Source organism: Mycobacterium sp. NTMscope_MAC_12 (genome assembly GCF_976985675.1).
This window is the reverse complement of sequence record NZ_CDRJYY010000001.1, coordinates 2,660,991-2,687,636: the sequence shown is the minus strand read 5'-3', so window position 1 is coordinate 2,687,636 and position 26,646 is coordinate 2,660,991. Positions and strand designations below refer to the sequence as shown.

Here is a 26,646-nt window from a genome sequence, read left to right as displayed (position 1 = left end):
ACCGGTGTCGAATTCGCTTCCCGCGGCGGCCTCTACGACTTCGGCGTGCTGGGGTCATCGGCACTTCGGGTACCCGACGACCCGAATCAGTGGAGCACCGCCTGCTTCTTTGGCAGACAAGCGATGAACGTCGATCGCGCCCGCGAACTCGCCGGATTGCTGCCCGGAATGACCGGTGACGACTTCGAACGCGACTTGTTGGGCGCAGTGCGGCCCGATGCGGCTCCGACCCGTAGCGACCCCCGCCGGTTGCCGGCAGTCGTCGTCAAGGCGCCGTTGGTGCTGGCGCGCGAGCGGTCTGCTCCGGTCCGTTTGCACCAACGCCAGATGAACTGGTGGCGGGCAACCGTGCTAAATGGACGATGGCCCGATCCGCGGACTCTGCTGACTGATTCGTCGCACCGGTTCAGTGCGGCGATGCGGGTACATGTCCGTACCCGGCTGATCCTCAATGTGTGTCGCGCACAGGTCGAATCGATCGCCGTCAAGGCGGGTCGTGGTGATCTGGTGCCCGCATTGTTGGCCGGGTACGGCGGCGTGATCGAAACCGAATTGGCCGATGACGTGTGGTCGTTGGGGCACCGACGGATTACGGTGGACGAGTTTCTTTCTCGGCACGGGTTCCATGGCCCCAATGAGGGCAATGTGATCGGGCATTCATGGCGGGAGGACCCAGACGCGGTCCTGCGTGCTGCCGCCGCCCACAGCGGCAGGCCCGAGGCCGACCGCCCAGCGGTGCGCGCAGGACGTGCAGCATCGACGCGCCGGCACGCCGAGACCGATTTGCTCTCAACGCTTCCCCCGGCGAGACGCCTATTGGTGCGCCGGCTGCTGGCATTGACTGGGGCACAGGTGCGAGCCGTGGAACTGACCAAGGCCTCATTCCTGACCGCCGTTGATGGATGCCGCGCGGCCGCCGGCGGGTTCGGTGCTGAGCTGGTCGATGCCGGGACGCTGGATCGGATTGACGACGCCTGTTACCTGACTGTGGATGAACTGCTGGCTCCGCTTCCTGCGAACGTGCGCGATTTGGTGGAGTTTCGTCGAAGCCGGCGCGAGGAGTACCGGCGCCTTGAGGTGCCGTCGGTTTTCACCGGGATGCCCGAGGCTATCGAGATGTCGGGCGAACCGCCTCCAGCGGATGCCGTCGTTCACGGAACACCCGCAGGCCCAGGGGTCTTCGAAGGCACCGTAAGGGTGGTGGTCGATGCGGAATCTCACGACACCCTCGACGACGGCGAGGTACTGGTTTGCAAGTTCGTCGACCCTGGCTGGACCGCCTTGGTCTCGCTTGCGGGTGCCCTGGTAACCGACATGGGCAGTCCCGCCAGTCACGGGGCGATCGTCGCGCGCGAGCTCGGTATCACGTGCGTGGTCGGAACGGGGAACGGCACCAGGGCATTACGCAGCGGCGACGTCGTGCGGGTGGACGGGACCACCGGTGAGATCGTGGTGCTGGTCCGGTCTCGGGCCATGGTGGAGAAGTGAGCGTCGAGCCGGGCGCGCTCTCCTCGGGTCTGCCCGTGGCCAAGGAGCAAGTCGTGACCACTTGCCCGCCGGTGTCTTGCTGGACCGAAAATCTGCTGTTCACGCCCTACGACCCTGTGCACGACGTCGGCATGTGGCTGCATCTGGGCACCGTCGCCGACATGTGGGAGATGTGGGAGGACCGTGTCCTCATCGCGCTGCCCGCGGACCAGGGAGTCTTGTCCATGTGGGCGTATCACCGCACTGTGCCCGAGCGCCGGCCCGCAGGAGCCAGCCTGGCCTTCCGCTGTGAAGAGCCGTTCGTCAAGTGGCGCATCACTTTTGACGGATTCTGTCTGCGGTCTACCTATGACGCGATGCGCAGCGCTCCGTTGTCCGACGGGCCTAAGACCCACGTCCGGCTAGATCTGGAGGTGCACGGTGTGACCCCGGTGTGGGACGCCGAGGCCAGTCCGCTGACCGAGTCGGGCGCGGGAATGGCCGAACAGAGCTGGGCCAGAGAACACTACGAGCAGCTCACCCGTGTCGTCGGCGAGGTCACCGTAGGATCGGAGACGTTCCTGTTCGATGGTGGCGGCTGGCGCGATCATTCGCGTGGACCACGCGGTGCCGACACCCTCACCGACTGGGGCGGCCACGTCATCGCCGGGGGAGCCATGCCCAGCGGCCGCGCATTCGGTTTCTGCAGGTACTGGGCCCGAGATGGGCGTACCACGCTGCAGGGTGCTTACGCGGTAACCCACGGCTCACTGCGACACGTGGAACTGGAGGAGATCCCGCCACCGGCGATGTTGCAGCGCGACGGTGAGCAATTTAACTGCAAGCTCGACGGTCAACCGATCACGGGCACCATCTGCTCGTCGCTGTGGCTGTCGATGGCCGAGGGCCTGCCCTACGGGCTGGTGGATCCGGCGCGGGCCTACACCGTCAGCTGGGCCGAGCTGACGTGGGGCGGGGAGACCGGCTACGCCTACCTCGAGAGGTCGAGTCTCACCGCACCGCCGCGTCGTTGACTATGACAGTCGACTGTCATAATGTGGCAAAGGACCCTGGACGTCGAGAAAGGCGTGTGGCGTGGCTTCGAACCTGTTCATAGCTCTTACCAACCCGATCGAAGGCGAAGATGACGCCTTCAACAAGTGGTACGACGCCCAGCATGTGCCCGAGGTTCTCGATGTTCCCGGAGTCGTTGCGGCGCAACGCTACGACATCACCGAACTGAAGGTGCCCGACGATGAGGACCTGCCGGCTCAGTTACCGCCGCCGACGCACCGTTACATGGTGATCTACGAGTTGGACGACGACCCCGAGATCGTCATGGCGCAGTTCCTCAAGCGCGTGATGGCCGGCACGCTGTCATTGGGGGAGTGGCTCGATCTGACCACTGTTTCCCTCACCGGATGGGCGCCGCGCGGCGAACGTGTACTGGCGGAGCGCTAGTGGGCGAGTTGCTCGCGGGCATCCACGCCCAGCGTGCGTGTCGGCGTTTCGATCCGGACGGCAAGGTACCTGACTCCGATGTCGAGCAGATGCTGGCGGCCGCGGTACATGCGCCGAGCGCGGAGAACACCCAGCCTTGGGCGTTCATCGTGGTCCGCGACGAGAGCAACCGTGCGCTGCTAGCGGCTTGGTGGACGGAGACGTGGAACGCGGGCGGCGGCGACTACGTCAGGCATAGCGTTGAGGACAAGGTATTGGTCGCCGACCTTGAATTCGGTTTCAGCAAGGGCGGATTCGCCGCGGCGCCGGTCGTGGTGGTGGTGTGCGCCGATACCGATCGCGTGCCCGAGGTCTACGCACCGTCATCGATCTACCCGGCCGTGCAGAACATGCTGCTCACCGCTGCCGACCTCGGCTATGGCTCGTGTCTGACTACCGGCCTGACCACCTTCGGTGTCGATCGCGTCCGCGAACTGCTGCAACTGCCCCAGAACCTGATCCCAATGGCGGCGGTCTACGTAGGCCCGCCCGCACGCAAGCTCTCGCCACCGCGCCGCCGCCCGGCGACATCGGTGACCCACCGCGAGCAGTTTGGCAACTCATGGTGAACATAACGGAGAACTGCCAATGCCCTTAGCGATAACCGAGGAGCATCGCGCGCTCGCCGACGTGGCGGGCGCGATGGTGGCCGGGCGCGCCGGCACCGTGAGTGCACGCCGGATCCTGCTCGACCGTGACAAAGGCGGTCGGTGGTGGTCTACCGACGGACTCTGGAAAGAGATGGTCTCCACCGGGTGGCTTGGCCTGCACATCGACGAACGGTTCGACGGTCAGGGTTACGGACTGCCTGAATTGACGATCGTGCTCGAGCAGCTCGGTCGCGCCGCGCTGGGAGGACCGTTTCTGCCCACCGTCGCAGTGTCTGCGGTGATCGCCGAAGTAGGGACCGACGGGCAGCGAGAGCGGTGGTTACCGCGGCTGGTGTCTGGTGACGTGATCGCGGGCATTGGCACCAAAGGCGATGTTGTTGTTCACGATTCGAAGGCCTCGGCCGCCGGGGCGCCGGCACTGGCCGAGGCGGGCGCAGACTTGTTCCTGCTGCCCGCGGGCGACGACCTCGTTTTGGTGCAGGCCGGTGACGGCGTCAGTACACGATGCGTCGACTCGGTGGACCGGCTACTTGCACCGGTTGTCGTGGCCAGCCTGAGCTCCGTGCAGGTCGCCGACGTCTTCCCGGCCGCCGCCGGGGCAGCGGTGCGCATTCTTCGGCTGCTGGCCGCGGCCGAAGCCGTTGGCGGGCTGGGTGCGTGTACCGAGATGGCGACGGCCTACGCCGCCGGCCGCGAACAATTCGGCAGGCCTATTGGCTCTTTTCAGGCGGTCAAACACCACTGCGCGAACATGCTGGTGGATACCGAGCTGGCCGTCGCGGCGACCTGGGACGCCGCGCGCGCCGTTGGCGCGGAGGCTGAGCTGGCCGCGACGATGGCAGCCGGGCATGCGCTGACCGCCTATCAGCGGGTGGCGTTGCAGAACGTGCAGGTGCACGGCGGCATCGGCTACACCTGGGAGCACGACGCCCACCTCTACATCAGGCGGGCCACCGTGTTGCAGGCCTTCGTTGGTGACCAGGATGCTTTGCGGGACAAGGTTATCGCGCTGCAAGGCGGCGGAATGCGTCGGCGGCACTCGGTAGACCTACCCCAGGGCGCCGAGCAGTATCGCCAGGCCGCACTGGATTTCCGCTCTGAACTCGAGGCGTCCGACGCCGACGATCGCCAAAGGCTCTGGGCGCGCAGCGGTTACCTGCAACCGCATTGGCCCACCCCGTACGGGCGTGGCGCAGACAGCGTCGAGCAGTTGATCATCGAGGACGCCTTGGGCGGTCTGGACAGGCCGAGCCTCGGACTGGGTGAATGGGTGGTGCCGACGCTGCTCCAGCACGGCAGCAGCGAACAGATCGAGCGATTGATCTGGCCGAGCCTCGAAGGCGAGTTGCGGTGGTGCCAGCTGTTTAGCGAACCTGGCGCCGGCTCGGACGCGGCGGCGGTAGCCACCAAGGCCAGACGGGTCGACGACGGCTGGGTGGTCACCGGTCAGAAAGTGTGGACCAGTGACGCGGTGAACTGCCAGCGCGGGCTGGCCACCGTGCGCACCGATCCGAATGCGCCCAAGCACAAGGGTATTACAGCGATGATCATTGACCTCACCGATCCGGCGGTGCAGATTCGCCCGCTGACCGAGATCACCGGCGAAACGCTGTTCAATGAGGTGTTTTTCGACGACGTGTTCGTGCCCGATCGCAACGTGGTCGGCGGGGTGAATGCAGGCTGGCGCGTGGCGATGGCGGCATTCGGCAACGAGCGAGTGTCGATCGGCGGTGGCTCGGTCACCATGACCGCCGACACGTTGATCGATCTGCTGGCTCGCCACCGGCCCCACGACACCTGCGTCGCGCGTGACGTTGGTGCGCTGTTGATCGAGGCCTACACGCTGGCCACGCTGAACCTGCGGCAGGCTGCGAGGGCTGTCTTCGACGCCGGGCCCGGAATCGAAGGGAACATCGCCAAGCTGTTTGGAGCGGAGCATGCTCAGCGCGTGGCGGAGCTGGGGCTCCGCATTGCCCGTCAGGCCATTCTGCTCGGCGAGGAACCCGAGGTTGTGCACGATTACCTGTTCAGCCGGTGCTTGACCATCGCGGGCGGCACGTCGGAGATCGTCAGAAACCTGATCGCCGAGCGCATTCTCGGCCTGCCGCGCGATCCGGCGCCAAAGTAGATCGGAGAGCCGCATGACCTGTGCCGTCGTCGGGATCGGCCGTACCGAGTATTCCCGCAACTCCGGCCGCACGACCCGCGGCATGGCCGTGGCCGCCTGTCGCGATGCCATCGATGATGCCGGTCTGAGGCCGACCGACGTCGACGGCATCTGCACTTTTATGGCCAACGACTCTGAGCAGCCGATCTTTGTCGGGTGGGCGTTGGGTATCGACGAATTAGCTTGGGCCAATGCCATGTACGGTGGCGGCAACCTGGTGGCCGACCAAATCGCCACCGCCGCTGCGGTGATTGAGGCCGGCATGTGCAAGGCCGTGCTGGTCTACCGGTCACTCAACGGCCGCTCGGGTTACCGGTTCGGTCACGTCGAGGGGCCGATGCAGGTGCAGCATCACGACCAGTTCGACACGGCCTCCGGATTCATGGTGCCGCCGCAGTGGTTCGCGATGTGGGCCCGGCGTCACCAGCATGAATTCGGTTCAACGAGCGAGGATTTAGGTCACATCGCAATCACCCAACGCAACCACGCGGGACCCAACGAGCACGCGCTGCGTCGCGAACCCCTCACTATGGATGACTATCTGGCCGCGCGCTGGATCAACGAGCCGTTCCGGGTACTGGATTGCACATCGGAGGTCGACGGCGCGGTAGCTGTGCTGATCGCCGGCGAAGACATCGCCCGCGACGCGAAGCAGCCCCCGATGTGGCTCGTCGGGTCGTCGAACTCTCAGGGAGGCTCCGGCTGGACCGAATGGGACGACCCCACCGAGATGTACTCGCGCACAGCGGGACCGAAGATCTGGGAGAAGACAGGCCTGAGTCCCTTCGACATGGACGTGGCGTGCATGTACGACTGCTTCACCTACACCGTGATGGCCACCATGGAGGGATTCGGCTTCTGCGAAAAAGGCGAAGTGGGCAAGTTCTTCTCGACCGGACGCGCCACCTACGGCGGTGACGTCGTCGTCAACCCGCACGGTGGGCTGTTGTCCGAAGGTTATATCCACGGCCTCAACCACCACTACGAGGCAGCGCTGCAACTGCGGCACGCGGCCGGCGTGCGGCAGGTCAAGGACGCCCAACTGGCATTAGTGACCGCGGGCGGCGGGCCTTTCGGCGGTGCGAACGTCTACAGCAAGGAGCACCCGTGACGAACACTGCACTAGCGGCGCCGGTTCCAGTACCTGACCCTGATACGGCGTCTTACTGGGAGGGTCTGAAGCTCGGCAAGTTGATGCTGTGCCGCTGCGACGACACCGGCAAGTGGATCCACCCACCGTTGGAACGCAGCCGCCACACCGGCGGCCCCGTACACTTCGAGGAAGTCAGCGGCGACGGCACGATCTTCAGCTACATTGTGGTCCGCCAGGCGCTCGTTCCCGGCCGCGTGCCCCCTTACGTCGTCGGGCTCGTCGAACTCGTGGAGCAGCCGGGCCTGCGGATCAATGCGGTCATCGATGCGGATCCAGCCGATGTCCGAATCGGGCAACCGGTGCAGATGCGCATCGTCGACCTCGGCGACAGCGGTTATCGCATACCTGAATTCGTCATCAAGTAGAGGTAGGCGACCACTATGACAATTGGTCAAAAGCCCGCCGGCACGGTTAACAACCGGGGTTTGCCAGAAGGTACGCACCGGGCGGAACACATGGCGATGCATGTCGTTCCGCTGCATCAGTGTAGTTCGGAGCTAGGGGCCGAGGTAGGCGGCAAGGCGATAGGCCTTGGGGCGCTGACCAAACAAGGTCTGTCGGTTCCCCCAGGGTTTGTAATAACCGTGAGCGCCTACCGCGAGGCCGTTGCCGCCGCTGGAGTGGCGCCACGCATCGCCGAACTACTGACGACAACGGGGACCGACCGGGACAGGTCGGCGGCAATCACCGCGCTATTCGATCAAGTCGCCCTCCCGGAGCACCTCGCTGTCCAGGTTGTGGAGGCTTACGCCCAGATCGGCGGCGGACCAGTGGCGGTACGGTCAAGCGCGGTCGCCGAGGACACGGCCGAGGCGTCGTTCGCCGGTCAGCAAGATACCTATCTGTGGATCGAGGGTGAGCCCGCGCTGCTTGATGCCGTTGTCCGTTGTTGGGCAAGTCTGTATACAACGCGGGCGATCGAGTATCGCCGGCGGTTCAACGTGGCTTCCGATGATGTCGCGATGGCGGTGGTTGTTCAGCAAATGGTGCCGGCCGTGGCGGCGGGGGTGACGATGACGTTGGAGCCGGTGACGGGAGACCGTGACCAGATCTATATCGCGTCAGCCCTCGGCCTGGGTGAAGGCGTGGTCAACGGCGATGTGGAAACCGACAGCGCCTGGGTCGATAAGGCCGCCTTATGCTTGCGCAGGCGGGAGATTGCGCGCCAGACTCGCGCCCATCGGTACGAGTCCGGGGCGGTCAGGATTGTCGATCTCGCCCCCGGCGAGGGCGACGCACCCAGCCTCGATGACGACACGCTGCTACGGGTTGCGCGCCTCGCCCTACAAATTGAGCAGAACGCCGGGTACGCCGTGGACGTCGAGTGGGCCGTGGATGCCTCCGGTGAGGTTCATCTGCTGCAGGCCAGACCGGAGACGGTCTGGAATAACCGATAGCCCCAGCCCGAAGGATGGCGCGAGCCGAACGTCCTGCACCACTACGCCGGTGAGCGCTCGGCCGGCCCACCGATGTTGTGCGCCAACCCTACTCGTGCCGCATCGACCTGGTTCGCGGCGTCCGACCGACGTCTCGGAAACGGTGCCGTTCCTCAGCTCAGCAACTTACCGGTGTCGAGGTCCGAATAGGCCTCGGCGAAGCGGCCAAGCACAGCACGCACGATCTCGACGGAATACATCTGATCGGGCGTAATGGCCCACATGCAAAACCCCCACGCCGGACTCTGCCGATAGGCGGTCCACATCTGCTCGCGATCCGGCACGGATGAGACGCCGGCATCGAGCAGTCGCCCGCGGTAGTTGTCGAGCAGTTCACGCTCGTGCTCGCGACGCGAAGCAGGCGGCAGCGCGCCGATCAATGCGTATCCGACGTCGTGGGACCACGAGCCCCGCCGCACCAACTGCCAGTCCAGTAGCCCCACTCGGCCGTCGGGGAGAACATATGTGTTGCGCGGGTGCGGGTCCCCGTGCAACAGCGTGATCGGATCGTGAGCCACGCGATCCTGCAGGGTCCAGAACGCTGCCTCCATACTGTCCATGTCGGCGCCGGTTGCGTTGAGAAGCTCCCGCTTATAGGGAATGTCGATGAACGCACGGATAATCGCGAATCCATTGGTGCGCAGGAATTCTGCGAACCCTCCGGTGACGGGATGCTGCAGCCACGCCAGGTCGCCGCGCCCATCGAGCCTCGGATTCGCCCAGAACGGGGCGTGCACACGGCTCAACGTCGCCAGCAGCTCGTCGACCTGCTCGACGGGCAGACCGGCCTCCGCGTCGGGCACCCGCGCTCCGCGCATCGTGATGTCTTCGCCGATCACCAAGAACTGTGACGGTCCGTCGAGATGTTCAGCGAAGTAGGTCGTCATGGTCTCGACGTCGAGATCGTCACGAAGATTGCGATAGAACTTCGTCTCGTCATCCAACATAACCGTCCCGCCGCCGCCCTCCGATAGCGACTCGTCGACCGCGGCGGGAAGATCGTGCACCGTGCCAAGTTGTGTCTTGACGAAAAGCTTTGAAGGTAAGCCGGTGTCGTCATCGGCGTAGTCCACGTCGAGGTGGATGTGTGAGGTGGTCCCTTGCCAGGTGGTCCGGACCCGCACGTCGGTGACCGTCACCGCGGGCCGGTGGCGACGCAGCAGCGAGGTCAGAACGGCTGGTGTCAGGTCCGCGGGCGAGCGCAGCGTGACGGGCAAGGCTTGGCTGGTCATCTCACGTCCTCATCGACGGTTTGACAGTTGACTGTCACATTAGCAGCATCTGGCCCAGGGACGTGATCAGTTTTTGACCGGCCGAAACAACGGCAACCACACCCGGCTTTCTTCCTCGCCCGACAACGCGGTCCAGTCTTCGAAAAAAACTTCGACGGCCATCCCGACGCTGATCTCGTCCGGGGCAACGTCGACCACGTTCGAAATCAGCCGTGTATCGGGCTCCTCCGCAAGCTCGACCATCGCCACGATGTATGGCGGATCGAAACCCGGAATCCAGCTCTGGCGGTTGACGGAATACGCCGCGACGGCTGCCCGTCCGGAGACGGGCTCCGGTGCAACGTCTGTGCTTCGGCAACGCCAGCAGGCCGGTCCCGGCGGGTGAAAGAAGTGGCCGCAGCCATGGCAGCGGGTGATCAACAACTCGCCGTTGCGCCCTCCGGCCCAGAACGCATGCGACTCGGCGGTTGGGCTGGGCGCCAATCGCAACTGGGGGCGCTCGTAGGCGCCGTCTGTTGAACCGATCTCGACTGTCATGATCCGACCAACGATCGACCAATGACCAGCCGCTGAATCTGGTTGGTGCCTTCGAAGATCTGGGTGATTTTGGCTTCGCGCATGTAGCGCTCGACACGGTAATCCCTGGTGTAGCCATAGCCGCCGAAAACCTGCACGGCGTCGGTGGTGACCTTCATTGCGGCGTCGGTGGCAATGAGCTTTGCCACCGAGGCGTTGCGCGAGTAGGGCAGTCCGGCGTCACGGCGGCGCGCCGCGTCCAGGTACGTGGCGCGCGCAGAGTCGACCGCGGCTGCCATGTCGGCCAGCAGGAACGCCAGGCCTTGATGATCGATGATCTTGCGGCCGAAAGTCGTCCGTTGTTGGGAGTAGGAAACCGCCTCGTCGAGTGCGGCCTGCGCCAGCCCGACGGCCACCGCGGCGATGCCCAGGCGCCCGGAATCCAGTGCGCTGAAGGCAATCTGGAGGCCCTCGCCCTCGGCGCCGATCCGCCGTTTGGCAGACACGAACGCATTGTCGTAGTGCGCTGTGGTGGTCGGGATGGCATGCAAGCCCATCTTCTCCTCGGGTTTGCCGAACGTAAGTCCGTCGGTGTCCTTTTCGACCAAGAAGCATGAAATGCCTTGTCCACCTTCACCCGTGCGGGCGAAGAGGCTGTAGAAGTCTGCTATGCCGCCATGGGTGATCCACGCCTTGGCGCCGTTGACGCGGTAACCGCCATCGACTGCGGCGGCCTTACAGGTCAGTGCGGCGGCGTCGGAACCGGCCTGCGGCTCGGACAAGCTGTAGGCACCGATCGTGTGACCACCCAGCATGATCGGCAGCCACCGCTGTCGTTGCTCGTCGGTGCCGTACGCGATCAACGGATGGCAGGCGAGCACGTGGACGCTGACAGCCACGGCGACTGCCGCCCACCGGGCGGCCAATTCCTCGAGAACCTGCAGGTATACCTCGTAGGGCTGTCCGCCACCGCCCCATTCCTGCGGGTGCGGCAGTGTCAGCAGCCCAGTCTCACCCAGAGTCGCGAAGACTCCCTCGGGATAGGCCTCGCTCTTCTCATGCTCGTCGACGATTGGATCAAGCACCTTGTCGGCGACCTCGGCGGCCAGTCGAACGAGTTCGCGTGCTTCTGGCGTCGGCAGCAGTCGTTCGATAGTCATGAATGGCTGTCCTGCCACTCGCAGCCCGTGAGCTCAGCCGAGATATCCCACAACCGTCGCGCGCTGTCCGCGTCGCGCGCCTTTTCTCTGAGTTTGGTGGGCTTCGGTGTGCCCCACTGGTGCATCAGGCCGCGCGGCGCAATGTAGGTGCCGTTGGGCAATGTCGTGGTGATCGCCTGAATGGTCGAGCGGGCCCCGTCAGCTGGGCTCTGTGCGATGCGCGGCGAGAGCACTCGGCCCGCCCACTGCAATACTCCCGAGCCGTTACGCGTGATTCCGGTGTCGGTCATGCCGGGATCGGAGGCATAGGCGGTCTTGCCGCGGGCGACCAATTCCAGCACAAACAGCAGGTTCGCCAGCTTGGATTCCCCGTATGCCGACCATGGGTTGTAACGGCGATGGTGATAGTTGAGGTCATCGAAGTGCATGCGAGCGGTGGTGTAGTTGGTGCTGGCCACCGCCACGACCCGGTCGCGGATCCGGTCGCCGAGAAGGCAGGTCAACGCGAAGTGGCCAAGATGATTAGTGCCCATGTGAGCCTCGAAGCCGTCCGCGGTTCGAGTCAACGGCAAGCCCAACACACCAGCGTTGTTCACCAACACGTCGACATAGTCGACGGTGTCGGCGAACTTACGCACGCTGGTGAGGTCGGCCAGGTCTAACTCGCGCACTTGGACGTCGCCGGGCATCGACGAAGCGGCCTCATACGCCTTCGTTGGGGTGCGGCAGGCGATCACCACTTCGTGGCCGGCGGCGGCCATCGCATGGGCGGTCGCCTTCCCGACGCCACTATTCCCGCCGGTGACAATGATCCGCACGCAGCCGGCCCTCCTTTGAGCCTTGGTGACATTTCACGTAAACAGTAAACTATTTATCGTTTTGATCAAATGGCTAGGAGAGACGCGATGGCTTTCCGCCCGACGAGTCCGGTTCACCCACTCGGATGAAGTGGCTGGAGCGAATCTGCGCTGTCCACGAGCGCAGTGAACGTGCAGCGGTCATCGGCGAAGCGGGCTGTGTCACTGGGCGTGAACTGATCGGCATGAGCGTCACAGCTGCGGACCTGCTCGTCGATCTCGACGTTCAGCCAGGTCAGCCCATCCCTGGGTTGCTCACCACCAACGCCGATGCGCTGGCATTGCTGTTCGGCGGTGCCGCCGCCAATCGACCACTCGCTCCGCTCGGACCTAGGCAGACCGCTGCGGAGTTGGCCGAAACGGTGCGCCGGAGCCGCTCGCCCATCCTTCTCGCCGACGCGGCGTTCGTCGAGACGGCCCGGCAGGTCGCCGACGCGGTTGGGATACGGGTGGTGTCAATATCTTCCCTGCCAGTGTCGAGGCGTCCGTTGCATCCGGAACCAGCTCCCACGGCAATCTACCTGCACACCGCGGGAACAACCGGAGTTCCCAAAATGGTCCCGCTCACCGAGCGAGTGCTCGGCGCCCGCGCCGAGCTGCTACGCCGCTTGATCGGAATCGGCCCCGACGATCGCTATGCCACCGGCTCACCGTTGCATCACATCGGGGGACTGGGCAACGTCCTGGTAGCGCTCACGGCCGGGGCAGCGGTTATCCCCACCAACAGGTTCTCCTTCGACTGGTGGCGCAACCTCAAGCAACTCCAGGCCACCCACTGCCTGCTCGTGCCGACGATGATCGAGATGTTGCTCAGCGAGCGGCTGCTCGACGCAGTTCCGCTTAAGACATTGATCTATGGTGCTTCGCCGATCACCGTCGAGACGTTGCGACGGGTCCTTGACGTGCTGCCAGACGTCGCCATGGTAAGTCTCTACGGCCAAACCGAGGGCAGCCCGATCACCAGCCTGAGCCCAGACGATCATCGATTGGCCGCGGTCAAAAATCCCGAGATCCTGTACAGCGTCGGTCGGCCGGTGAGCGGGCTCCGTCTGCGAATCGACGAGCCGGACCGAGCAGGAATTGGCGAAGTGTTCGCCGCCGCGGCGCACCTTTCCGCCCAGGCCGCCGATCGATGGTTGCACACCGGTGATCTGGGTGCGATGGATGCCGACGGTTATCTCCGTCTTTGCGGTCGTCGACACGACATGGTGGTTCGCGGTGGGGAAAACATCTATCCGCTCGAAGTCGAGAATGTGCTCAGCGCTCACCCCGCGGTTGCCGCGGTCGGCGTTGTGGGCGTGCCAGACCCGCGACTCGGAGAAACCTTGGCCGCGTTCATAGTTCCGACAGACTTGGCTCATCCCCCACGGCCCCAGGAGCTAGGGTCCTTCGCCCGGGTCAAGCTCGCCGGCTTCAAGATTCCGCAGTATTGGTATTCGGTCGCCGAGCTGCCGCTCAGTAGTGCCGGCAAGGTCGTTCGCGCCACACTTCGGGCGGCACATCTTGCGCGTCAGGACGATGCATCAACGTGAGTTATCTGTACACGCTGGACCAGGAGGCGGGGGCGTCGCATTCCCGAGGATTTGGCGAAGACGCAACTGTCGGAGCTCTACCCGTTGGCATTTCGCCGAAGGCAATCCCGAACAGCGCCAGCTAGTGGCTGGTCTGGCTCGACTTCTATCGTGAGATCCCTGGACCTTATCCGTTATATAGTTTAACGTCTTGATCTATGCCCATAGCCGTGCGAAACTGGTCGGCTCAACAGGTGGACCGAGGCGCACATCTCATGGGCCTGATTGTGGCGACGCTGGCCATTTGGTTCGAGCCGCCAGCCATGAAGAGTCGGAAATCGCTGGTCGCTTTGATCGTCGGCGCAGTTTCCGTCGGCGGGTTTCTGTTAACGCCACCGCCGCGGGTACATGCCGCTCCCGCACCCGAGGTCGAGTACGTCTACGACGTGGTGGTGCGGCGGCATTACGGATTTCCTGACAACGACGCGCTCAGCTACGGCCACGGAATTTGCGATAAGGTCGGCCGGGGGGAGGGCTACGGGCAAGTCATGGGTGACGTCAAGAGTGATGTCACCCCCAACGACGAGTTCGCGGCTAATTATCTGGTCTCGTACGCGGTCAACTTGCTTTGTCCTGAGCTGATATGGCAGCTGCGGAACTCGGCGGCTGGCTACCAACCGCCGGACGGCGCAGCCGCGGCCGGTACCTATTACTGAGTCCGTCTTCTCGTACTGAGTCAGAGGGTTGACTGTCCCGGCGCTCGACGTGACGTCGGGTGGTCGACACCTTGATTGTAAGGTCCTTCATGACTATTCGATCGCCGCCGTCCTCGGGTACTAATTCCGGTGACCGATCAACACCTTCCGCATCAAGCGCGACGCACCCGCATCCGAACCAGTGACGTCGCCGCAACGATCCGCTAGGTACGGAATTCGCTTCAAAGGTGTTTCCGCCATATCCCTCCCAAGGATCGGCGTAATTTCGCCGCGCGCACGCGAAACAATATCCTGTGTTAGCAGCCAGTTAAACTGCTGCGCACCATCGGCTTTCGGTTACTACAGGCCGGGACGCGATCGAGGTGACGACAATCAGAGTTGTCGGGTGAGGTCTCGGACAGAAGTAGTGCGATTTGAGCGCTTCAAAAGGTCAACGTACAGCGTCAAATTCGCTTTGCCGCACGAAGACTGGTGGCACACTCTAAAAATGCAAGAACGCCGGAAGCGAGGGCCAGGACGCCCGCTCGCCGTGAATGCCGATGAGACGCGGCTGCGGATCATGGAAGCTGCTTTTACAGTCTTCAGCGAACGCGGTTACGACGGCGCAACGTTCCAGGCCATCGCTGAACGCGCTGACTTGACCAGACCGGCCATCAATCACTACTTCTCGAGCAAGCGGGTGCTTTATCGCGAGGTGCTGAGGGCCGCCAACAAATCTATCCTCGAGGCCGTTATTAGTCGGGCAGAATGCGAGAACACGTTTGTGGCACGCCTGACCGCGTTAATCGACGCGGCGGGCAGAGCGAATTCCACGAATGCCGCCGGATCGGCATTCCTAATCACAGCCATACTTGAATCGCAACGTCATCCGGAATGGAAGAGCGTTGAGAACGATTCCGTACGGATCACTCGGGAATTTCTTATGCGCGGTGTCAATGACGCGATCGAGCGCCACGAGGTCGCCGCGGATATCGATGCGCCGGCCTTGGTCGAGACGCTGATGGTCGTGCTTTGTGGGGTGGGCCTATATGCGGGTTATGTCCGTAGCCACCAGGTGACGTCGACCGTCATCGACATGGTCCAGCAACTTCTGGAAGGCGGGCTCTGGCGAACCAGCTGAGAAGATTACTGTCGTGCAGCCACCCACGCTTCCGCGCCAAGCAATGCGTGAAAGACCAATGACCCTCACCGCACTCGCCGCTAATGCCTGCCACAGATCGCCGCGCTGACTTCGTGTGAGCCGGTGGTCATGTTCCCGTTGCCTGCGGTGCTCCTTCGATTGCACACACATCGATGGCAGCAAACACCGGCAGTACCGGCGTAGTTGCGCCAAGACCGCCATGCGTGATTATTGCGCATGGCTCCGTCAACGAGCATGTGCTCAGCGGGCGGGTGACTTCAATCGGGCGTTCTGATTCAAGCGCCTGAACCGCGCGAATGGTGTGTTCGTACATGTGCTGCAGCACCGAACCGGAGTATGTGGGTCTGCTGCCGCAGGGGGGCTGCAGGGACCACTCGGGGACCACACGTAGTGCGCGATGTCGAACGACCTGCGCATGCGTGAACGTCGCATGCGGCGCATTGACGGCGAAAACCGAATGTGACCTGGGCAAACGCACTACCGTAACTTCCTGGGGGTCGAGTGGTCGCAGGTTCAATCCTGTCGGCCCGACCAGAAAGAGGCTCCTGACCTGCGGTGATGGCGATATTCGCTGTGACGGTTGCGTAGGTGCAAATCGCTCTGGGACCACACGCGATGCAAGCGGCGCGCTCGACGGACCCGTGCAGCGGAGTTGCTGCCAGTTCGACCGTCATGCACGCCATGCGCGCCTGTGCACGTTATGCGGCTCGGCCGAGGGCGCGTCCTTGTCCCGAAATTGACCGCTGGTCAAGTGGGGTGGCGCGCTGTTCTATCCGCTCACCTTGCGCGGGTCGGGGAAGCCCATCTTGAGGTAGCCGGGTGCTCGTTTCTTTAGCGATGAGGCGATGACGGGAGTGAGTTCGTCGTGGTAGTCGTGCACGGTTGCGGTGGTCTTCGAGGGGTAGGGACGGGTGAACTACCCCAGGTTTAGTTCCTACTCGGTTGCGAGGGCCGGGGTCGGCTGGCTCGCAGGGTGTGAGGTGCCGGTGAGGGCGGCCTCGTACTCGGCGGGTGGAACGTAGCCGAGGGCTTCGTGCAGGCGTTCCTGGTTGTACCAGGCCACCCATTCGGCGGTCGAGAGTTCGACATCATCGATGCACCGCCAGGGCTTGCCGCGGTTGATGAGCTCGGTCTTGTAGGCGGCGTTGACCGCTTCAGCGAGGGCGTTGTCATAACTATCGCCACGCGACCCGACCGAGGGCGCGATCCCCAGTTCAGCCAGCCGGTCGGTATAGGCCAGCGATAGGTACTGGGATCCGCGGTCGGAATGATGAACCAACTCGGATAGATCGGTATTCGACTGCCACACAGCGTGATTGAATGCTTGAAGCGGGAGGTCTTCGGTGCGCATCGTGGCCGAGACCGCCCAGCCAACGATCTTCTTGGTGCACGCATCAGTGACGAACGCGGTGTAACAGAACCCCTGCCAGGTCCGCACGAACGTGATGTCGGCGACCCATAGCCGGTTCGGTGCAGCGGCCCGGAATTGGCGGTTGACCAGATCGGCCGGCCGGATCGCGGCCGGGTCGCTGATCGTGGTGAACACCGGCTTGCCCCGCTGGGCGCCGCGCAACCCGGCCTTGCGCATCAACCGGCGGGTTTGTTCACGGCCCAGCTGCCAACCACGCCGTGTCATCGCCGCGTGCATCTTCTTGACCCCATACACCGAGTAGTTCTGCCGGTGCACCGCCTCAAGGTCAGCGATCAGCTGCTCATCGCGGATCTCCCGGTCCGACGGTGGTCGGGTCCGCGCGGCCCGATAACCCCGCGAGGTGAGGAATCCGGGGATAGCTGCCCGCAGCACACGGCAGATGAGCTCGACCCCGAACTGATCGCGATGAGCATCGATGTAGGCGATCATTTCGTCGCGGGGCGGTCGAACTCCGCGGCAAAAAACGCAGACGCTGACTTCAAAATCTCGTTAGCCCTGCGCAGTTCAGCGTTCTCGCGCTTGAGCTTACGGATCTCGGCATGCTCAGAACTGGTCATGCCCGGCCGTTCACCAGCATCGACTTGGGCCTTGCGTCGCCACCGACGCACCGACTCCTCCGAAATATCGAGTTTGCTGGCGACAGACTTTATGGCCTCGAACTCCGACACTTCCGAGGCTTCCATCACAGTGTCCAACAACCGCAACGCACGCTGCCGAAACTCCGGCGAATACTGACGGGGCATAGCTTCCAATCCTCCTATAAGGATCGGAACTAAACCTGGGGTAGTTCAGGGTGACGCGACCGATGTATTGCACCAGGCGATTCTTGAAGGTGATTGGCGCGGCCAGGAACAGTGTGTCGAGAGCGCGGCAGTCGAAGCCTTCCCCGATGAACGAACTGGTGCCGACGATGAGGAGTGGATCCGAATCGGGCGTGTGGTTGGCAAGTTGGTCGGCGATCTGGCGGCGTTCGCGAGCCTTCATGCCGCCGCTGAGCACGGTGACAGTTTTTCCGGCGGTACGTAGTCGATCAGTGATGGCGTTGAGGTGCTCGACCCATGTGGTGAGCACCAGGATGTTGGCGCCGGTTTCGGCGGCGGTCAGGACGTCGGCCACGATTTGGTCGAGTCGTGCGTGATCGGCGCCGAGAGCTCGATAGATTTCGGCCATCTTCGAGCCCGTCGCGGCGTTCCGGGGTGGCGGTCAGGCCGAGCCAGTACCGCGCGGCCATGCGGCTCAGGACGCCGAAGAATGCGTTCGCTGCGACGTGGTGGCATTCGTCCACGATTACGAATCCGTAGTTGGCGGTGATTTCCTCGACGTTGTCGCGGCGGGCAAGCGTTGGCAGTAAGGCGATATCAAGAATGCCTGTGGTTTTCGATCGCCCACCGCCGATTTGACCGCACTTGAAACTGAGGTGGCTGCTGATCCGGTCGCGCCATTGGTCGGCCAGGGCTTTGCGATCGACGAGGACCAGAGTGGAGGTGGACCGCGATTCGATTGCCGCGCAGGCTATCACCGTCTTGCCGGTACCCGGTGGTGCGACAAGGACGCTGGTGTCTTGTTCGAGGAGTTGGCGCAGTGCGCTGGTCTGCGCGGTGCGCAACGGCGTACCGCAGGTGAAGTTATGGTTTTGTCCGGCGACGCGTTTATCGTCAATGCGTAGCGTGCTGTCGGCCGATTCGACGAGTTCAGTGAGCAGCGGATGGAGGCCGCGCGGCAGGACGAGATCACCTTCAGCGGTTTCGTCGTAGCTGTAGAGGAACCGCGGTGTGTCCCAAGTGCTGCGGCGAGCACGTTGGCGGGCATCGAATTCCGGATTGCGAATCGACGCGGCATGTTTAATAGCCGAGATCATTGCTGGGCCAAGATCGTTAGCAGTCAAAGTGAGTCGTGAAGTGAACTCGGCGCGCACGATTGCCGCCGGCCGCGGGATGATCCGCGACGACGTCGGCAGCTGCAAACGCCGGACGCGATGGCCGATCTGCGGCTCGGGAAGTTGACGCGCCAACGCGATCACTTCTTTGGTGGACAATCTGGCGATGCTTGACAGGTATGCCCACTGATCCTCGTAGGGCTCAAGGGTAGCGGGATCGAGGAAGACGGTGGTGCCGTGTTGACGGCGCTTACCGTTCATGGGTGCGGCAATCAGATTGCCCACCCCTCGCCCGGTGTGTACGTCCTGGGACGGGAACAAGCGGTCATAACTACTCAGATGCATGCTGCCACGCAGGCGAAATGCCTCACTGAGCAGACTTGTCGCGATGCTGCGGGCGACCGACGCCGAGATCGCATGAGCAAAGAAGATCCACACGTGAGCTCCGCGCCCGGATTGTGATACCTCCAGCGCAGCCGGAATACCATAGGACCGAGCCGCTTTCATGTACGCGAGCGCGTCGAGCATCGCGGCTTCCTTATCGAAATCGGCCGCGACCCACCAGCAGGTGTCGTCATCGCTGAGTGGATATAGGCCGATATGTGTTTCGCCTCGCAGGTGGGCATCAACGACCTCGGGGGTCAGTGGTAGGTAAGGCGCGTCGGCCCGGTTCATACCCTTGCGCCAATATCCTTTGATCGCCGGCATCCAACCTGAACGGCCATCTCGACGATTTTCCCAGCGCAGCGCGTAAACATCGGTGCGACAACGGAACAAATCGAAGAAGAACCGCACCTTATGAGCGGAGCTGGAGCCCATGGTCACCGGTGAGGCCGGCGCACCCGTCAGCGTCGCCTGGTCACTGGAGGCCGCGCGTGCCTGTTCCTCACTCAATTGAAGGAGATGACGCAAACGCGCGTTGTCGGCACGCAGCGTGTCTAACTCACCGGGGAAACTCTCGACACCGCTAACGGCCAACTCCTTTGTGCAGCATACTCTTCGGCGGAAGGGTCTACTGCCGCCAGCGCTCCCCGAGCGCTTTCGCCGCTGTGGATACCTTCATGACCAGACGACGCTCGCGGTTCGTGACGGGGACGAAATGGTAGTGCTCGTAGAAGGATTGCGCCTCGTCGTCTATAGCATCAACGACGATGAGCCGGCCGCCGCCGATTTCCGATGCGGCGACGGCTTTGCCCAGTGCGTCCAGAAGCAGTTGCTCGCCATATCCCTGACCCCGCAGCGACGTGTCGATCGCCAGGCGGGCAATCAAGTATCCGGGTACGCGGGAATAGCCACCGGCCATGGATCCCGAGACGCCGTCGTCGTTGCGTACTACTTCGGTGGGGCAGATGGCGAAATAGGCACTGACTTTCGGTTCGCCGAGCGGGGTCCACACGTAGACGTGCGCGACCCCGCTGCTGTCCGCGCGACGGGCATGGGCGATGAGCCAGGTATTCAGCGACTCCTTACCGCAGTCGAACCCTTCCAGCGTGTGGGCGTCAGCGAGTCGGGCGGACTCGAACACTGTTCAACGCCTTGTGAAGACCGCTGGTTTGCGTGCTGCTGCCGCCAGCCGCGGCGCATCGTCGGCAGCATCCAGCGAGGACATCAGTTTGTCGAACTGTTCGGGCTCCATTGCCGTTACCAGCTCTTGGCGCAGGATGTCTTCGGCCCGTTGCATCGCAGCTTTCCGCACGAACTCCGAGGTCTGCTCATGGACAAGGTTGGCGGCGCGCTGGATGCGGTCCAAGGTCGCTTGCTCCGCGCGAAGCTCGATGCGCTTCGTTTTGACTGCCACAGCGACATCCTTCCCCTCAAGCTATCTCTGCCTGCACTGTCGACTAGCTGATTGTACGGCGGATGTACGTACAGGGCTAGCCACGGCTGCGATCGGCACTGGGGACCACCCAAGGACCACACGCGATGCGCGATGCCGAACGGCCTGCACGTCCATTAACTTGAAGCTCGATGCGATGGCGGCGGAAACCGCCGGCGACCTCGGAAAACGCGCTACCCCACTTCCTGGGGGTCAAGTGGTTGCAGGTTCAAATCCTGTCAGCCCGACACAGGTCTACGAATGGGAGCGCGGCGGGCGCGTCGAACGCCTCGCCCGCGGCGGCCACTGGCCGCGATGAGAGCATGGGCCGGATGATCACCCACACCTGCATGGGCTGCGGCCTCAAAACCCGCTACTCCTACGGGCGCAACTGCGTGGGCTGCGGGCTAGAGACCCGCTGCTCGTACTACGGGGATTGGCCGGATCGGTATCAGCAGGCCGCGGTCGCGCTTGCGGCGCCCGCGAGGATCGTCAGCCTGGGCGAGAAGCATCCGACGGCCGCGTTGACGTTGGGGGTGCCCGGCTCGCTCATCGCCATGGCCGCGGTCGCCGCGTATCCGATGGTGTTCGTGCCGTTGCTGTTCCTGCTGGCCGTGGCTTTGGTGGCGTCCTTCCGCTACGAGGAAGGCCGAAACCCCTCCAAGTAGCAGCGGCCAAACTCAACCCCGTCAGTCCTCACGGTCCGGCTCGGTGAGTTCCGGCGCGTTCTCGCGGGTCGCCATGCCACCTTCGTGGCCGTGGTCCGCGGGGCCGGGGCGGCCGCCCTTAGGCTCGTCGTCATCTTTTTCCGAGTGCTTGCCCATCGCAATCTCCTTCGTCGACCGAAGGACTACCCGCAACGGCGCGATTTGAAGACCTACGGTGCCTTCCGGAGGTCGGCGAGCGAACGCTTGAGCCCGCCGTCCATCCGGATCTGCACGCCCGCCACCGCCACCATGATCGCCGCGGTTACCAGGTGCACCACCGCGTCGGTGACGTTGTTGGGAAACGTGAACACGAACGCGACCCGATGGGAAAAGAAGGCCCAAATGCCCGGCAGCGCACCGGCTATCGCGGCGAGCAGCAGATACAACACCGACCACGACTTGCGCATCGCGAAGACCAGGCCGGGAGCGAACAAGGCGAGGCCGGCGACGGCGTGCCACCCGTTGTAGTCCATTCCGAACAGCTGGACCGTCGGTGCGGTGGGCCCGATCGCGAAGCTGGGATTCATGATGAAGCCGATCACCGCCTGAATGACGTGGAAAACGCAAATGATCAGCAGCCCGACCTGGGCGAAACTCCACCTCACATGGCACCCCCTTGTGCGCGGCAAGATGCCCGAATACTACGTGCTGTAGTAGCGCCTGGCAATGGGGCGCTGGAATCGGCGAGCGTCAGTTCCGCCCGGGAATCTTCATCACCGTCCGCACGATGGGCAGCAGCGACTTCTGCCAGAGGGTCGACGGAATGCCAAGCGGCGGATCAAGATTGAACACGCGTGCGGTCGCGATCGTCTGAGATTCGGTGTACTTCAACAGGCCCTCGGGACCGTGGCGGCGCCCGACGCCGGACTGGCCCATCCCGCCCATCGGTGCGCCGAGGCTGCCCCACGCGAACGCATAACCCTCGTTGACGTTCACGGTCCCCGACCGCAGCCGGGAGGCGATTTGCTGGCCTTCCGCGGACGAGCCCGCCCACACGCTGGCGTTCAGCCCGTACTCGGTGGCGTTGGCCTTCTCGACGGCCTCATCCACGTCGGCCACCGGATAGATCGACACGACCGGCCCGAACGTCTCGTTGGCCGCGCATTCCATCTCCGGCGTGACGTCGGTCAGCACCGTGGGCTCGTAGAACAGCGGCCCGACGTCCGGTCGGGCCTTGCCGCCGGCAAGCACCTTGGCGCCCTTGGCTTTCGCGTCGTCCACATGGTCCGTCACGGTGTCCAGCTGACCCGCGGAGATCAGACTTCCCATGTCGATCGAGAAGTCATACGCGGAGCCCAGCTTCATGTTGCGCACCGCGGCGCCGAACTTGCCGATGAAATCGTCGGCGATGTCCTTCTCGACGTAGATCCGCTCGATGGAGATGCACAACTGGCCCGCGTTCGAGAAGCACGCGCGGGTGGCCGCCTTGGCGGCCTTGTCGAGGTTGGCGCCGCGCGTGACGATCATCGCGTTCTTGCCCCCGAGTTCGGCGGAGAAGCCGATCAGCCGGCGGCCCGCGTGCTCCGCGAGTTGCTTGCCGGTGGCGGTCGAGCCGGTGAACATCAGGTAGTCGCAGTTGTCGATGATCGCGGTGCCGACCACCGAGCCCGGCCCGGGCACGATCGCGTAGAGCGCCCGCGGCAGGCCGGCCTCATAGAGCAGTTCGGCGCACGCGAGCGCGCAATACGGGGTCTGGCTGTCGGGCTTGAGCACCACCGCGTTACCGGCCAGCAGCGCGGGCACCGAGTCCGACGCCGTCAGGGTCATCGGGTAGTTCCAGGGCGAAATCACCCCGACCACGCCCTTGGGTTGATAACCCACCGTGGTCTTGCCGATTCCCGGGAGCAGCGCCTGCACCGTGCGCGGCTTCAGCAGGTCCGCCGAGACCCGCGCGTAGTAATTCGCGTTCGCCACCAGGTCGACGATCTCCTCCTGCGCCGCCCATCGGGCCTTGCCCGCCTCGGCCTGCAGCAGATCCATCAGGAACTCGCGGTTCTCGACGACCAGGTCGCGATACCGGCTGATGACATCGATGCGCTCGCTGACCGGGCGGTTCGCCCAGTCGGCCTGCGCCGCGCGCGCGTCGCCGAACGCGGCTTCGACGTCTTCGGCCGTGCCGATGGGGATGGTGGTCAGCGGCTTGCCGGTGAAGACTTCGTCGATCGTCTTGGTCTGGCGTGCGGTGGCGTCCTTGATCGCGGCCAACTGGCGCAGGCGGTCGAAGACCTCGGCTGACGGTGCGGGCATGTCGTCACCTCTCAAAAGCGCAGGCGTCCAAAACACCAGACTATTGGCTCTGCGATGTCAGGCGTGTCCGGTGCCCGTGGGCTTGTTTTGAGCGGCTATCGCCGTGAGGAAGACGCTGGTGAGTCCGAAGGGTCTGAGAAGTCATGTAGCCTCAGGTATCGACCAACCCACGAGCCGATCAGGCAGGTGCTCTCACACATATGATACGGCCGTCCACCGGACCGGTGGGTACCGGACGCGTCGCCGTGCCGCCCCATACCCGCGGGCCGGTTTTCTAGATCGAGAAGTTCGCCGCTTATCTGACCTCGCGTCGATCCTCGCCACTCGCGCGTAAACCATCCACAAGATCGGACGTGACCCCCTTTGCCGCGGTTCGTAAACCCGCCCTGTCCGCATGCCTCCGTTCAGCCCGAATCTCACTGATTCCATGGCGATTACCGAAGTACCTGAATACGCCCACCTGAGCGATGAAGACCTCGAGAACTTCGCGGCCGCGCTGGACACCATCCGTTGCGACGTCGAAAGGTCGCGCGGCGCCAAGGACCGTGACTACATCCGGCGCGCCATCGCCTTTCAGCGATGCCTGGAGGTCGCGGCCAGACTGACCCTCATCGGCAGCAAAAAGAAGACCGGATGGGCTGTCGGAACCGCAGCGCTCGCGGCGGCCAAGTGCATCGAGAACATGGAACTCAGCCACAACATCAGCCACGGTCAGTGGGATTGGATGAACGATCCGGAAATCCATTCCAGTACCTGGGAATGGGACATGGTCGGTCCCTCGAAGCACTGGCAGTCCTCTCACAACCACCTGCACCACGTGTACACCAACGTCGTGGGCATGGACGACGACCTCGGATTCGGAGTCCTGCGGGTCACGCGTGATCAGGAGTGGGAGCCGAGCGCCCTGGCGCAGCCGTTGCGCGCGGTGTTGCTGGCGCTGGCATTCGAATGGGGCGTCGCGCTGCATGGCCTGTACGCGGTGCGGGATCGCGAGACAACAGAGGCCGGTAGATCTGCCCACAAACGGGCGATGATCCGCAAGATGGCTCGCCAGGCCGCTAAGGATTATGTCTTCTTTCCCGCGCTGGGCCGACGGCGATGGCGCCGCACACTCGGCGCGAACGTGGTGGCCAACGGGTTACGCAACGTGTGGGCGTACGCGGTCATCGTCTGCGGTCACTTCGCGGACGGCGCGGAAAAGTTCACCCCATCGGTTGTGGAGAACGAGACGAAACCCGAATGGTATCTCCGGCAGATGCTCGGGACCGCCAACTTCCGAGCCGGTCCGGCGTTGGCGTTCATGAGCGGAAACCTCTGCTATCAAATCGAACACCATCTGTTTCCCGATCTGCCGAGCAATCGTTACCCCGAGATCGCCCAACGGGTACGCGCGCTGTGCGTCACATACGACTTGCCCTACACCACCGGTCCGCTGCTCCGGCAGTACCTGCTCACCGTCCGCACAATCTGCAAACTGGCGCTGCCCGACCGATTTTTGTCCGCGACCGCAGACGACGCGCCAGAGACAGCATCCGAGCATAGATTTCGTGACGCCGCGGGCCGGCCGCAAGTAGCAATCGCGGACGATGACGTGAGGCGACGCGGGTTGGCGACGGCGATGCTCACCCGCAGTAGACGAGGCCAGCCGAGGGGCCGGACCGCCTAGCGCGCCGAGCAGACCGCAATACCAGGCGGCTTTTGGATTGGCGCGCCGCGTATCTCGACGGACGCACGAACCCCGGGGCCGAGAAACAGCATCGCCCGGCCCCTGGGCCGTGTGAATAGCGGTCAGCCCCAGGGGTTTTCGTGCTCCACCGCTAGACGGCGGTCACTCCCACCGCCTGGGGGCCTTTAGGCCCCTGGCTGATCTCGAACTGGACGCGCTGATTCTCCTCGAGGGTGCGGAAGCCGCTTTCCTGGATCTCAGAATGGTGGACAAATACATCCTTTTCACCGCCGTCAGGGGCGATAAATCCGAAGCCCTTCTCGCTGTTGAACCATTTCACAGTTCCCTGTGTCATACGAACTTCGCTTTCTTTCGGAGCGGATGTATTTAGCTACATCCGGGTCAACCGTAACACAATCCAGCGACAAAATAGCGGGCGTTAATTGCCGGGCATACGGGGGCCCTGTGGCATGCAATCACGCATGGCCGGGGCGGTATCGAGGAAGATCGTCGCCTCAGCGCTTCTTGGTGACCAGCAGGGGTTCCGCCTGCGAGATCTCGGCGGCCTTGCCGCGCTTCGCGGCGCGTTTCTCTTTCAGGGATTTACCCGATTTCTTGCCCATGGTTTGCCGGGGAGATTTATCAGACATCGCGGCCCTTTGATTTGGGGGCCTGGCAGGTCCCGGTTTAACCGAGCGTACACCCCTCCTGCGCGCCCGGGCCTCCGCCACCAAAGCGGCCGCCAACTAATCCGACCTAAATTTCCACATCAAAATAAGTCGCGCCGCCCGCAACATGCATAACCGGCGAAAATGCACCGCGAAATCAGGATAAATCAGGTTTCAGTCGAATCAGGCGCTGATGCGTGCTGTGGCCGACATGGTCTACTCGCGGGCGCCGACTTTTTCCCCGCTGATCATCAGGCTCGCGACGGTCAAGCTGTTGTTCGGGCCGGCCGCGGTCATCATGACGGCGTGCGCATGGTGTTCGTCAGTGTGCGGTGAAACCACCAGGAGGGTGATTCTCTGGCGATTGAGCCCGAGCACCTCGACGGTGTGGACCGGCTGGCGGTGGTACCCGTCGAGCCGTACCGTCTGCGGACCGAACGCCAATTTTGCTGGTGCCGTTGCCCATTCGGCGAGGTTGTAGATGACACGGCCCACCGGACCAAGCCGAACCGATAGCACTGCGAGTAGATCTGGCAGCTCCGCCGTCAGGTCGTCACTGTGCGGCCACCACGCTCCATCGACATACCCGCTGCGGGGCGACTTCGGTTTCAGGCGCAGGCGCGGTGTGTGTAGCGGCGGGGCGTGCCGGCCCCCGGCATTGGTGTGGTCGTCATGCGGCGCCATAGTGACGCTCCCGTCTTGGCCGCCAAGCGGGCCAATCATTCGAATCGACGATGACATGGCTTTGAATCGTCACGTTCGAGGTA

At 63.6% G+C, this 26,646-nt stretch carries 28 protein-coding genes and 1 other annotated feature; of the genes, 13 read left to right on the top strand and 15 right to left on the bottom strand.

The window, feature by feature from the left end; all coding sequences use genetic code 11:
• The first annotated feature begins 279 nt into the window (after positions 1 to 279).
• The 8 genes from AC0KS4_RS12265 (at position 280) to AC0KS4_RS12230 (ending at position 8,295) form a co-directional block, all read left to right on the top strand.
• On the top strand, positions 280 to 1,488 hold the full coding sequence (locus tag AC0KS4_RS12265; RefSeq protein WP_238955968.1) for a PEP-utilizing enzyme: 1,209 nt from the start codon (positions 280 to 282) through the stop codon (positions 1,486 to 1,488).
• Positions 1,485 to 2,501, top strand: a complete 1,017-nt coding sequence (locus tag AC0KS4_RS12260) for a hypothetical protein (protein ID WP_064939856.1) — start codon at positions 1,485 to 1,487, stop codon at positions 2,499 to 2,501. The genes AC0KS4_RS12265 and AC0KS4_RS12260 overlap by 4 nt, the downstream gene beginning before the upstream one ends.
• 61 nt (positions 2,502 to 2,562) lie before the next feature.
• On the top strand, positions 2,563 to 2,928 hold the full coding sequence (locus tag AC0KS4_RS12255) for a DUF4286 family protein (RefSeq protein WP_064939858.1): 366 nt from the start codon (positions 2,563 to 2,565) through the stop codon (positions 2,926 to 2,928).
• Positions 2,928 to 3,536, top strand: a complete 609-nt coding sequence (locus AC0KS4_RS12250; protein ID WP_238957292.1) for a nitroreductase family protein — start codon at positions 2,928 to 2,930, stop codon at positions 3,534 to 3,536. The genes AC0KS4_RS12255 and AC0KS4_RS12250 overlap by 1 nt, the downstream gene beginning before the upstream one ends.
• A 19-nt stretch (positions 3,537 to 3,555) precedes the next feature.
• Positions 3,556 to 5,706: an acyl-CoA dehydrogenase gene (locus tag AC0KS4_RS12245; protein WP_238955967.1), complete on the top strand. Its 2,151-nt coding sequence runs from the start codon at positions 3,556 to 3,558 to the stop codon at positions 5,704 to 5,706.
• A 13-nt stretch (positions 5,707 to 5,719) separates the two neighbouring features.
• Positions 5,720 to 6,856, top strand: coding sequence for a thiolase C-terminal domain-containing protein (locus AC0KS4_RS12240; protein WP_064939864.1), 1,137 nt, complete (start codon positions 5,720 to 5,722; stop codon positions 6,854 to 6,856).
• Positions 6,853 to 7,263, top strand: a complete 411-nt coding sequence (locus tag AC0KS4_RS12235) for a Zn-ribbon domain-containing OB-fold protein (RefSeq protein ID WP_064939866.1) — start codon at positions 6,853 to 6,855, stop codon at positions 7,261 to 7,263. The genes AC0KS4_RS12240 and AC0KS4_RS12235 overlap by 4 nt, the downstream gene beginning before the upstream one ends.
• Positions 7,264 to 7,278: 15 nt before the next feature.
• Positions 7,279 to 8,295, top strand: coding sequence for a PEP/pyruvate-binding domain-containing protein (locus AC0KS4_RS12230; RefSeq protein ID WP_308193057.1), 1,017 nt, complete (start codon positions 7,279 to 7,281; stop codon positions 8,293 to 8,295).
• 152 nt (positions 8,296 to 8,447) lie between these two features.
• On the opposite strand, the gene AC0KS4_RS12225 is transcribed toward AC0KS4_RS12230, so the two are convergent.
• The 4 genes from AC0KS4_RS12225 to AC0KS4_RS12210 all read right to left on the bottom strand — a co-directional run bounded on the left by AC0KS4_RS12225 (position 8,448) and on the right by AC0KS4_RS12210 (position 12,060).
• Positions 8,448 to 9,566 carry a phosphotransferase gene (locus tag AC0KS4_RS12225; RefSeq protein ID WP_064939870.1) on the bottom strand — a complete coding sequence of 373 codons (1,119 nt, stop codon included), beginning with the start codon at positions 9,564 to 9,566 and terminating at the stop codon, positions 8,448 to 8,450.
• Positions 9,567 to 9,632: 66 nt separating this feature from the next.
• Positions 9,633 to 10,103 (bottom strand): Zn-ribbon domain-containing OB-fold protein, encoded by a 471-nt coding sequence (locus tag AC0KS4_RS12220; RefSeq protein ID WP_238955966.1) that lies wholly within the window; start codon positions 10,101 to 10,103, stop codon positions 9,633 to 9,635.
• Positions 10,100 to 11,242 carry an acyl-CoA dehydrogenase family protein gene (locus AC0KS4_RS12215; RefSeq protein WP_201407110.1) on the bottom strand — a complete coding sequence of 381 codons (1,143 nt, stop codon included), beginning with the start codon at positions 11,240 to 11,242 and terminating at the stop codon, positions 10,100 to 10,102. The genes AC0KS4_RS12220 and AC0KS4_RS12215 overlap by 4 nt, the downstream gene beginning before the upstream one ends.
• Positions 11,239 to 12,060 carry an SDR family NAD(P)-dependent oxidoreductase gene (locus AC0KS4_RS12210; RefSeq protein ID WP_238955965.1) on the bottom strand — a complete coding sequence of 274 codons (822 nt, stop codon included), beginning with the start codon at positions 12,058 to 12,060 and terminating at the stop codon, positions 11,239 to 11,241. The genes AC0KS4_RS12215 and AC0KS4_RS12210 overlap by 4 nt, the downstream gene beginning before the upstream one ends.
• A gap of 125 nt (positions 12,061 to 12,185) precedes the next feature.
• Here AC0KS4_RS12210 and AC0KS4_RS12205 point away from each other — a divergent pair, with 125 nt between their 5' ends.
• The 3 genes from AC0KS4_RS12205 (at position 12,186) to AC0KS4_RS12195 (ending at position 15,446) form a co-directional block, all read left to right on the top strand.
• Positions 12,186 to 13,631, top strand: coding sequence for a class I adenylate-forming enzyme family protein (locus tag AC0KS4_RS12205; RefSeq protein ID WP_238955964.1), 1,446 nt, complete (start codon positions 12,186 to 12,188; stop codon positions 13,629 to 13,631).
• Positions 13,632 to 13,885: 254 nt separating this feature from the next.
• A complete protein-coding gene (locus AC0KS4_RS12200) occupies positions 13,886 to 14,326 on the top strand; it encodes a DUF732 domain-containing protein (RefSeq protein ID WP_014384882.1) in 441 nt (146 codons plus the stop codon).
• Positions 14,327 to 14,813: 487 nt separating this feature from the next.
• Positions 14,814 to 15,446 (top strand): TetR/AcrR family transcriptional regulator, encoded by a 633-nt coding sequence (locus tag AC0KS4_RS12195; protein ID WP_064939876.1) that lies wholly within the window; start codon positions 14,814 to 14,816, stop codon positions 15,444 to 15,446.
• Positions 15,447 to 16,401: 955 nt separating this feature from the next.
• Here AC0KS4_RS12195 and AC0KS4_RS12190 read toward each other — a convergent pair.
• From AC0KS4_RS12190 to AC0KS4_RS12170, 5 genes are all read right to left on the bottom strand, one after another.
• Positions 16,402 to 17,582, bottom strand: a protein-coding gene (locus AC0KS4_RS12190) for an IS3 family transposase (protein WP_425326349.1) whose coding sequence is annotated in 2 segments (ribosomal slippage) — positions 16,402 to 17,355 and positions 17,358 to 17,582 — 1,179 coding nt in all. Because the reading frame shifts where the segments join, the coding sequence is not laid out codon by codon here.
• Positions 17,250 to 17,367, bottom strand: a sequence feature (AL1L pseudoknot). (Overlaps the previous gene by 118 nt.)
• Positions 17,467 to 17,970, bottom strand: a complete 504-nt coding sequence (locus AC0KS4_RS12185; RefSeq protein ID WP_238957290.1) for a hypothetical protein — start codon at positions 17,968 to 17,970, stop codon at positions 17,467 to 17,469. Before AC0KS4_RS12185 ends, AC0KS4_RS12190 begins: the two co-directional genes overlap by 116 nt.
• Entirely contained in the window at positions 17,930 to 19,669 is a 1,740-nt protein-coding gene (locus AC0KS4_RS12180) for a TOTE conflict system archaeo-eukaryotic primase domain-containing protein (RefSeq protein WP_472408513.1), read from the bottom strand. The genes AC0KS4_RS12185 and AC0KS4_RS12180 overlap by 41 nt, the downstream gene beginning before the upstream one ends.
• Before the next feature lie 118 nt (positions 19,670 to 19,787).
• Positions 19,788 to 20,300: a GNAT family N-acetyltransferase gene (locus tag AC0KS4_RS12175; RefSeq protein ID WP_238955962.1), complete on the bottom strand. Its 513-nt coding sequence runs from the start codon at positions 20,298 to 20,300 to the stop codon at positions 19,788 to 19,790.
• Positions 20,301 to 20,303: 3 nt separating this feature from the next.
• Entirely contained in the window at positions 20,304 to 20,573 is a 270-nt protein-coding gene (locus AC0KS4_RS12170; protein ID WP_023869322.1) for a type II toxin-antitoxin system TacA family antitoxin, read from the bottom strand.
• 341 nt (positions 20,574 to 20,914) lie between these two features.
• On the opposite strand from AC0KS4_RS12170, the gene AC0KS4_RS12165 reads away from it, so the two are divergent.
• Positions 20,915 to 21,259: a hypothetical protein gene (locus tag AC0KS4_RS12165; protein ID WP_308193056.1), complete on the top strand. Its 345-nt coding sequence runs from the start codon at positions 20,915 to 20,917 to the stop codon at positions 21,257 to 21,259.
• A 21-nt stretch (positions 21,260 to 21,280) separates the two neighbouring features.
• Here the strand turns inward: AC0KS4_RS12165 and AC0KS4_RS12160 are convergent, their stop codons facing one another.
• The 3 genes from AC0KS4_RS12160 to AC0KS4_RS12150 all read right to left on the bottom strand — a co-directional run bounded on the left by AC0KS4_RS12160 (position 21,281) and on the right by AC0KS4_RS12150 (position 23,545).
• Entirely contained in the window at positions 21,281 to 21,415 is a 135-nt protein-coding gene (locus tag AC0KS4_RS12160; protein ID WP_008257331.1) for a hypothetical protein, read from the bottom strand.
• Between the two features lie 53 nt (positions 21,416 to 21,468).
• A complete protein-coding gene (locus tag AC0KS4_RS12155; protein WP_225328524.1) occupies positions 21,469 to 21,903 on the bottom strand; it encodes a DUF4383 domain-containing protein in 435 nt (144 codons plus the stop codon).
• Between the two features lie 85 nt (positions 21,904 to 21,988).
• A complete protein-coding gene (locus AC0KS4_RS12150) occupies positions 21,989 to 23,545 on the bottom strand; it encodes a succinic semialdehyde dehydrogenase (RefSeq protein WP_238955960.1) in 1,557 nt (518 codons plus the stop codon).
• Between the two features lie 427 nt (positions 23,546 to 23,972).
• On the opposite strand from AC0KS4_RS12150, the gene AC0KS4_RS12145 reads away from it, so the two are divergent.
• Positions 23,973 to 25,211 (top strand): fatty acid desaturase family protein, encoded by a 1,239-nt coding sequence (locus tag AC0KS4_RS12145; RefSeq protein ID WP_238955959.1) that lies wholly within the window; start codon positions 23,973 to 23,975, stop codon positions 25,209 to 25,211.
• Positions 25,212 to 25,362: 151 nt separating this feature from the next.
• On the opposite strand, the gene AC0KS4_RS12140 is transcribed toward AC0KS4_RS12145, so the two are convergent.
• The 3 genes from AC0KS4_RS12140 to AC0KS4_RS12130 all read right to left on the bottom strand — a co-directional run bounded on the left by AC0KS4_RS12140 (position 25,363) and on the right by AC0KS4_RS12130 (position 26,563).
• A complete protein-coding gene (locus tag AC0KS4_RS12140) occupies positions 25,363 to 25,566 on the bottom strand; it encodes a cold-shock protein (protein ID WP_225328527.1) in 204 nt (67 codons plus the stop codon).
• A 160-nt stretch (positions 25,567 to 25,726) separates the two neighbouring features.
• Positions 25,727 to 25,861 (bottom strand): hypothetical protein, encoded by a 135-nt coding sequence (locus AC0KS4_RS12135; RefSeq protein ID WP_255641019.1) that lies wholly within the window; start codon positions 25,859 to 25,861, stop codon positions 25,727 to 25,729.
• A gap of 234 nt (positions 25,862 to 26,095) precedes the next feature.
• Positions 26,096 to 26,563, bottom strand: coding sequence for a DUF5994 family protein (locus AC0KS4_RS12130; RefSeq protein WP_225328528.1), 468 nt, complete (start codon positions 26,561 to 26,563; stop codon positions 26,096 to 26,098).
• Between the last annotated feature and the right edge of the window lie 83 nt (positions 26,564 to 26,646).

Excerpts from the sequence above, each read along its gene's own strand:
- AC0KS4_RS12230 (WP_308193057.1), top strand. The coding sequence starts at position 7,279 with ATGACAATTGGTCAAAAGCCCGCCGGCACGGTTAACAACCGGGGTTTG.
- AC0KS4_RS12145 (WP_238955959.1), top strand. The coding sequence starts at position 23,973 with ATGGCGATTACCGAAGTACCTGAATACGCCCACCTGAGCGATGAAGAC.
- AC0KS4_RS12200 (WP_014384882.1), top strand. The coding sequence starts at position 13,886 with ATGGGCCTGATTGTGGCGACGCTGGCCATTTGGTTCGAGCCGCCAGCC.
- AC0KS4_RS12220 (WP_238955966.1), bottom strand. The coding sequence starts at position 10,103 with ATGACAGTCGAGATCGGTTCAACAGACGGCGCCTACGAGCGCCCCCAG.
- AC0KS4_RS12240 (WP_064939864.1), top strand. The coding sequence starts at position 5,720 with ATGACCTGTGCCGTCGTCGGGATCGGCCGTACCGAGTATTCCCGCAAC.
- AC0KS4_RS12135 (WP_255641019.1), bottom strand. The coding sequence starts at position 25,861 with ATGTCTGATAAATCTCCCCGGCAAACCATGGGCAAGAAATCGGGTAAA.
- AC0KS4_RS12130 (WP_225328528.1), bottom strand. The coding sequence starts at position 26,563 with ATGGCGCCGCATGACGACCACACCAATGCCGGGGGCCGGCACGCCCCG.
- AC0KS4_RS12225 (WP_064939870.1), bottom strand. The coding sequence starts at position 9,566 with ATGACCAGCCAAGCCTTGCCCGTCACGCTGCGCTCGCCCGCGGACCTG.
- AC0KS4_RS12205 (WP_238955964.1), top strand. The coding sequence starts at position 12,186 with ATGAAGTGGCTGGAGCGAATCTGCGCTGTCCACGAGCGCAGTGAACGT.
- AC0KS4_RS12150 (WP_238955960.1), bottom strand. The coding sequence starts at position 23,545 with ATGCCCGCACCGTCAGCCGAGGTCTTCGACCGCCTGCGCCAGTTGGCC.
- AC0KS4_RS12245 (WP_238955967.1), top strand. The coding sequence starts at position 3,556 with ATGCCCTTAGCGATAACCGAGGAGCATCGCGCGCTCGCCGACGTGGCG.
- AC0KS4_RS12160 (WP_008257331.1), bottom strand. The coding sequence starts at position 21,415 with ATGGGCAAGCACTCGGAAAAAGATGACGACGAGCCTAAGGGCGGCCGC.
- AC0KS4_RS12195 (WP_064939876.1), top strand. The coding sequence starts at position 14,814 with ATGCAAGAACGCCGGAAGCGAGGGCCAGGACGCCCGCTCGCCGTGAAT.
- AC0KS4_RS12140 (WP_225328527.1), bottom strand. The coding sequence starts at position 25,566 with ATGACACAGGGAACTGTGAAATGGTTCAACAGCGAGAAGGGCTTCGGA.
- AC0KS4_RS12215 (WP_201407110.1), bottom strand. The coding sequence starts at position 11,242 with ATGACTATCGAACGACTGCTGCCGACGCCAGAAGCACGCGAACTCGTT.
- AC0KS4_RS12165 (WP_308193056.1), top strand. The coding sequence starts at position 20,915 with ATGGGCCGGATGATCACCCACACCTGCATGGGCTGCGGCCTCAAAACC.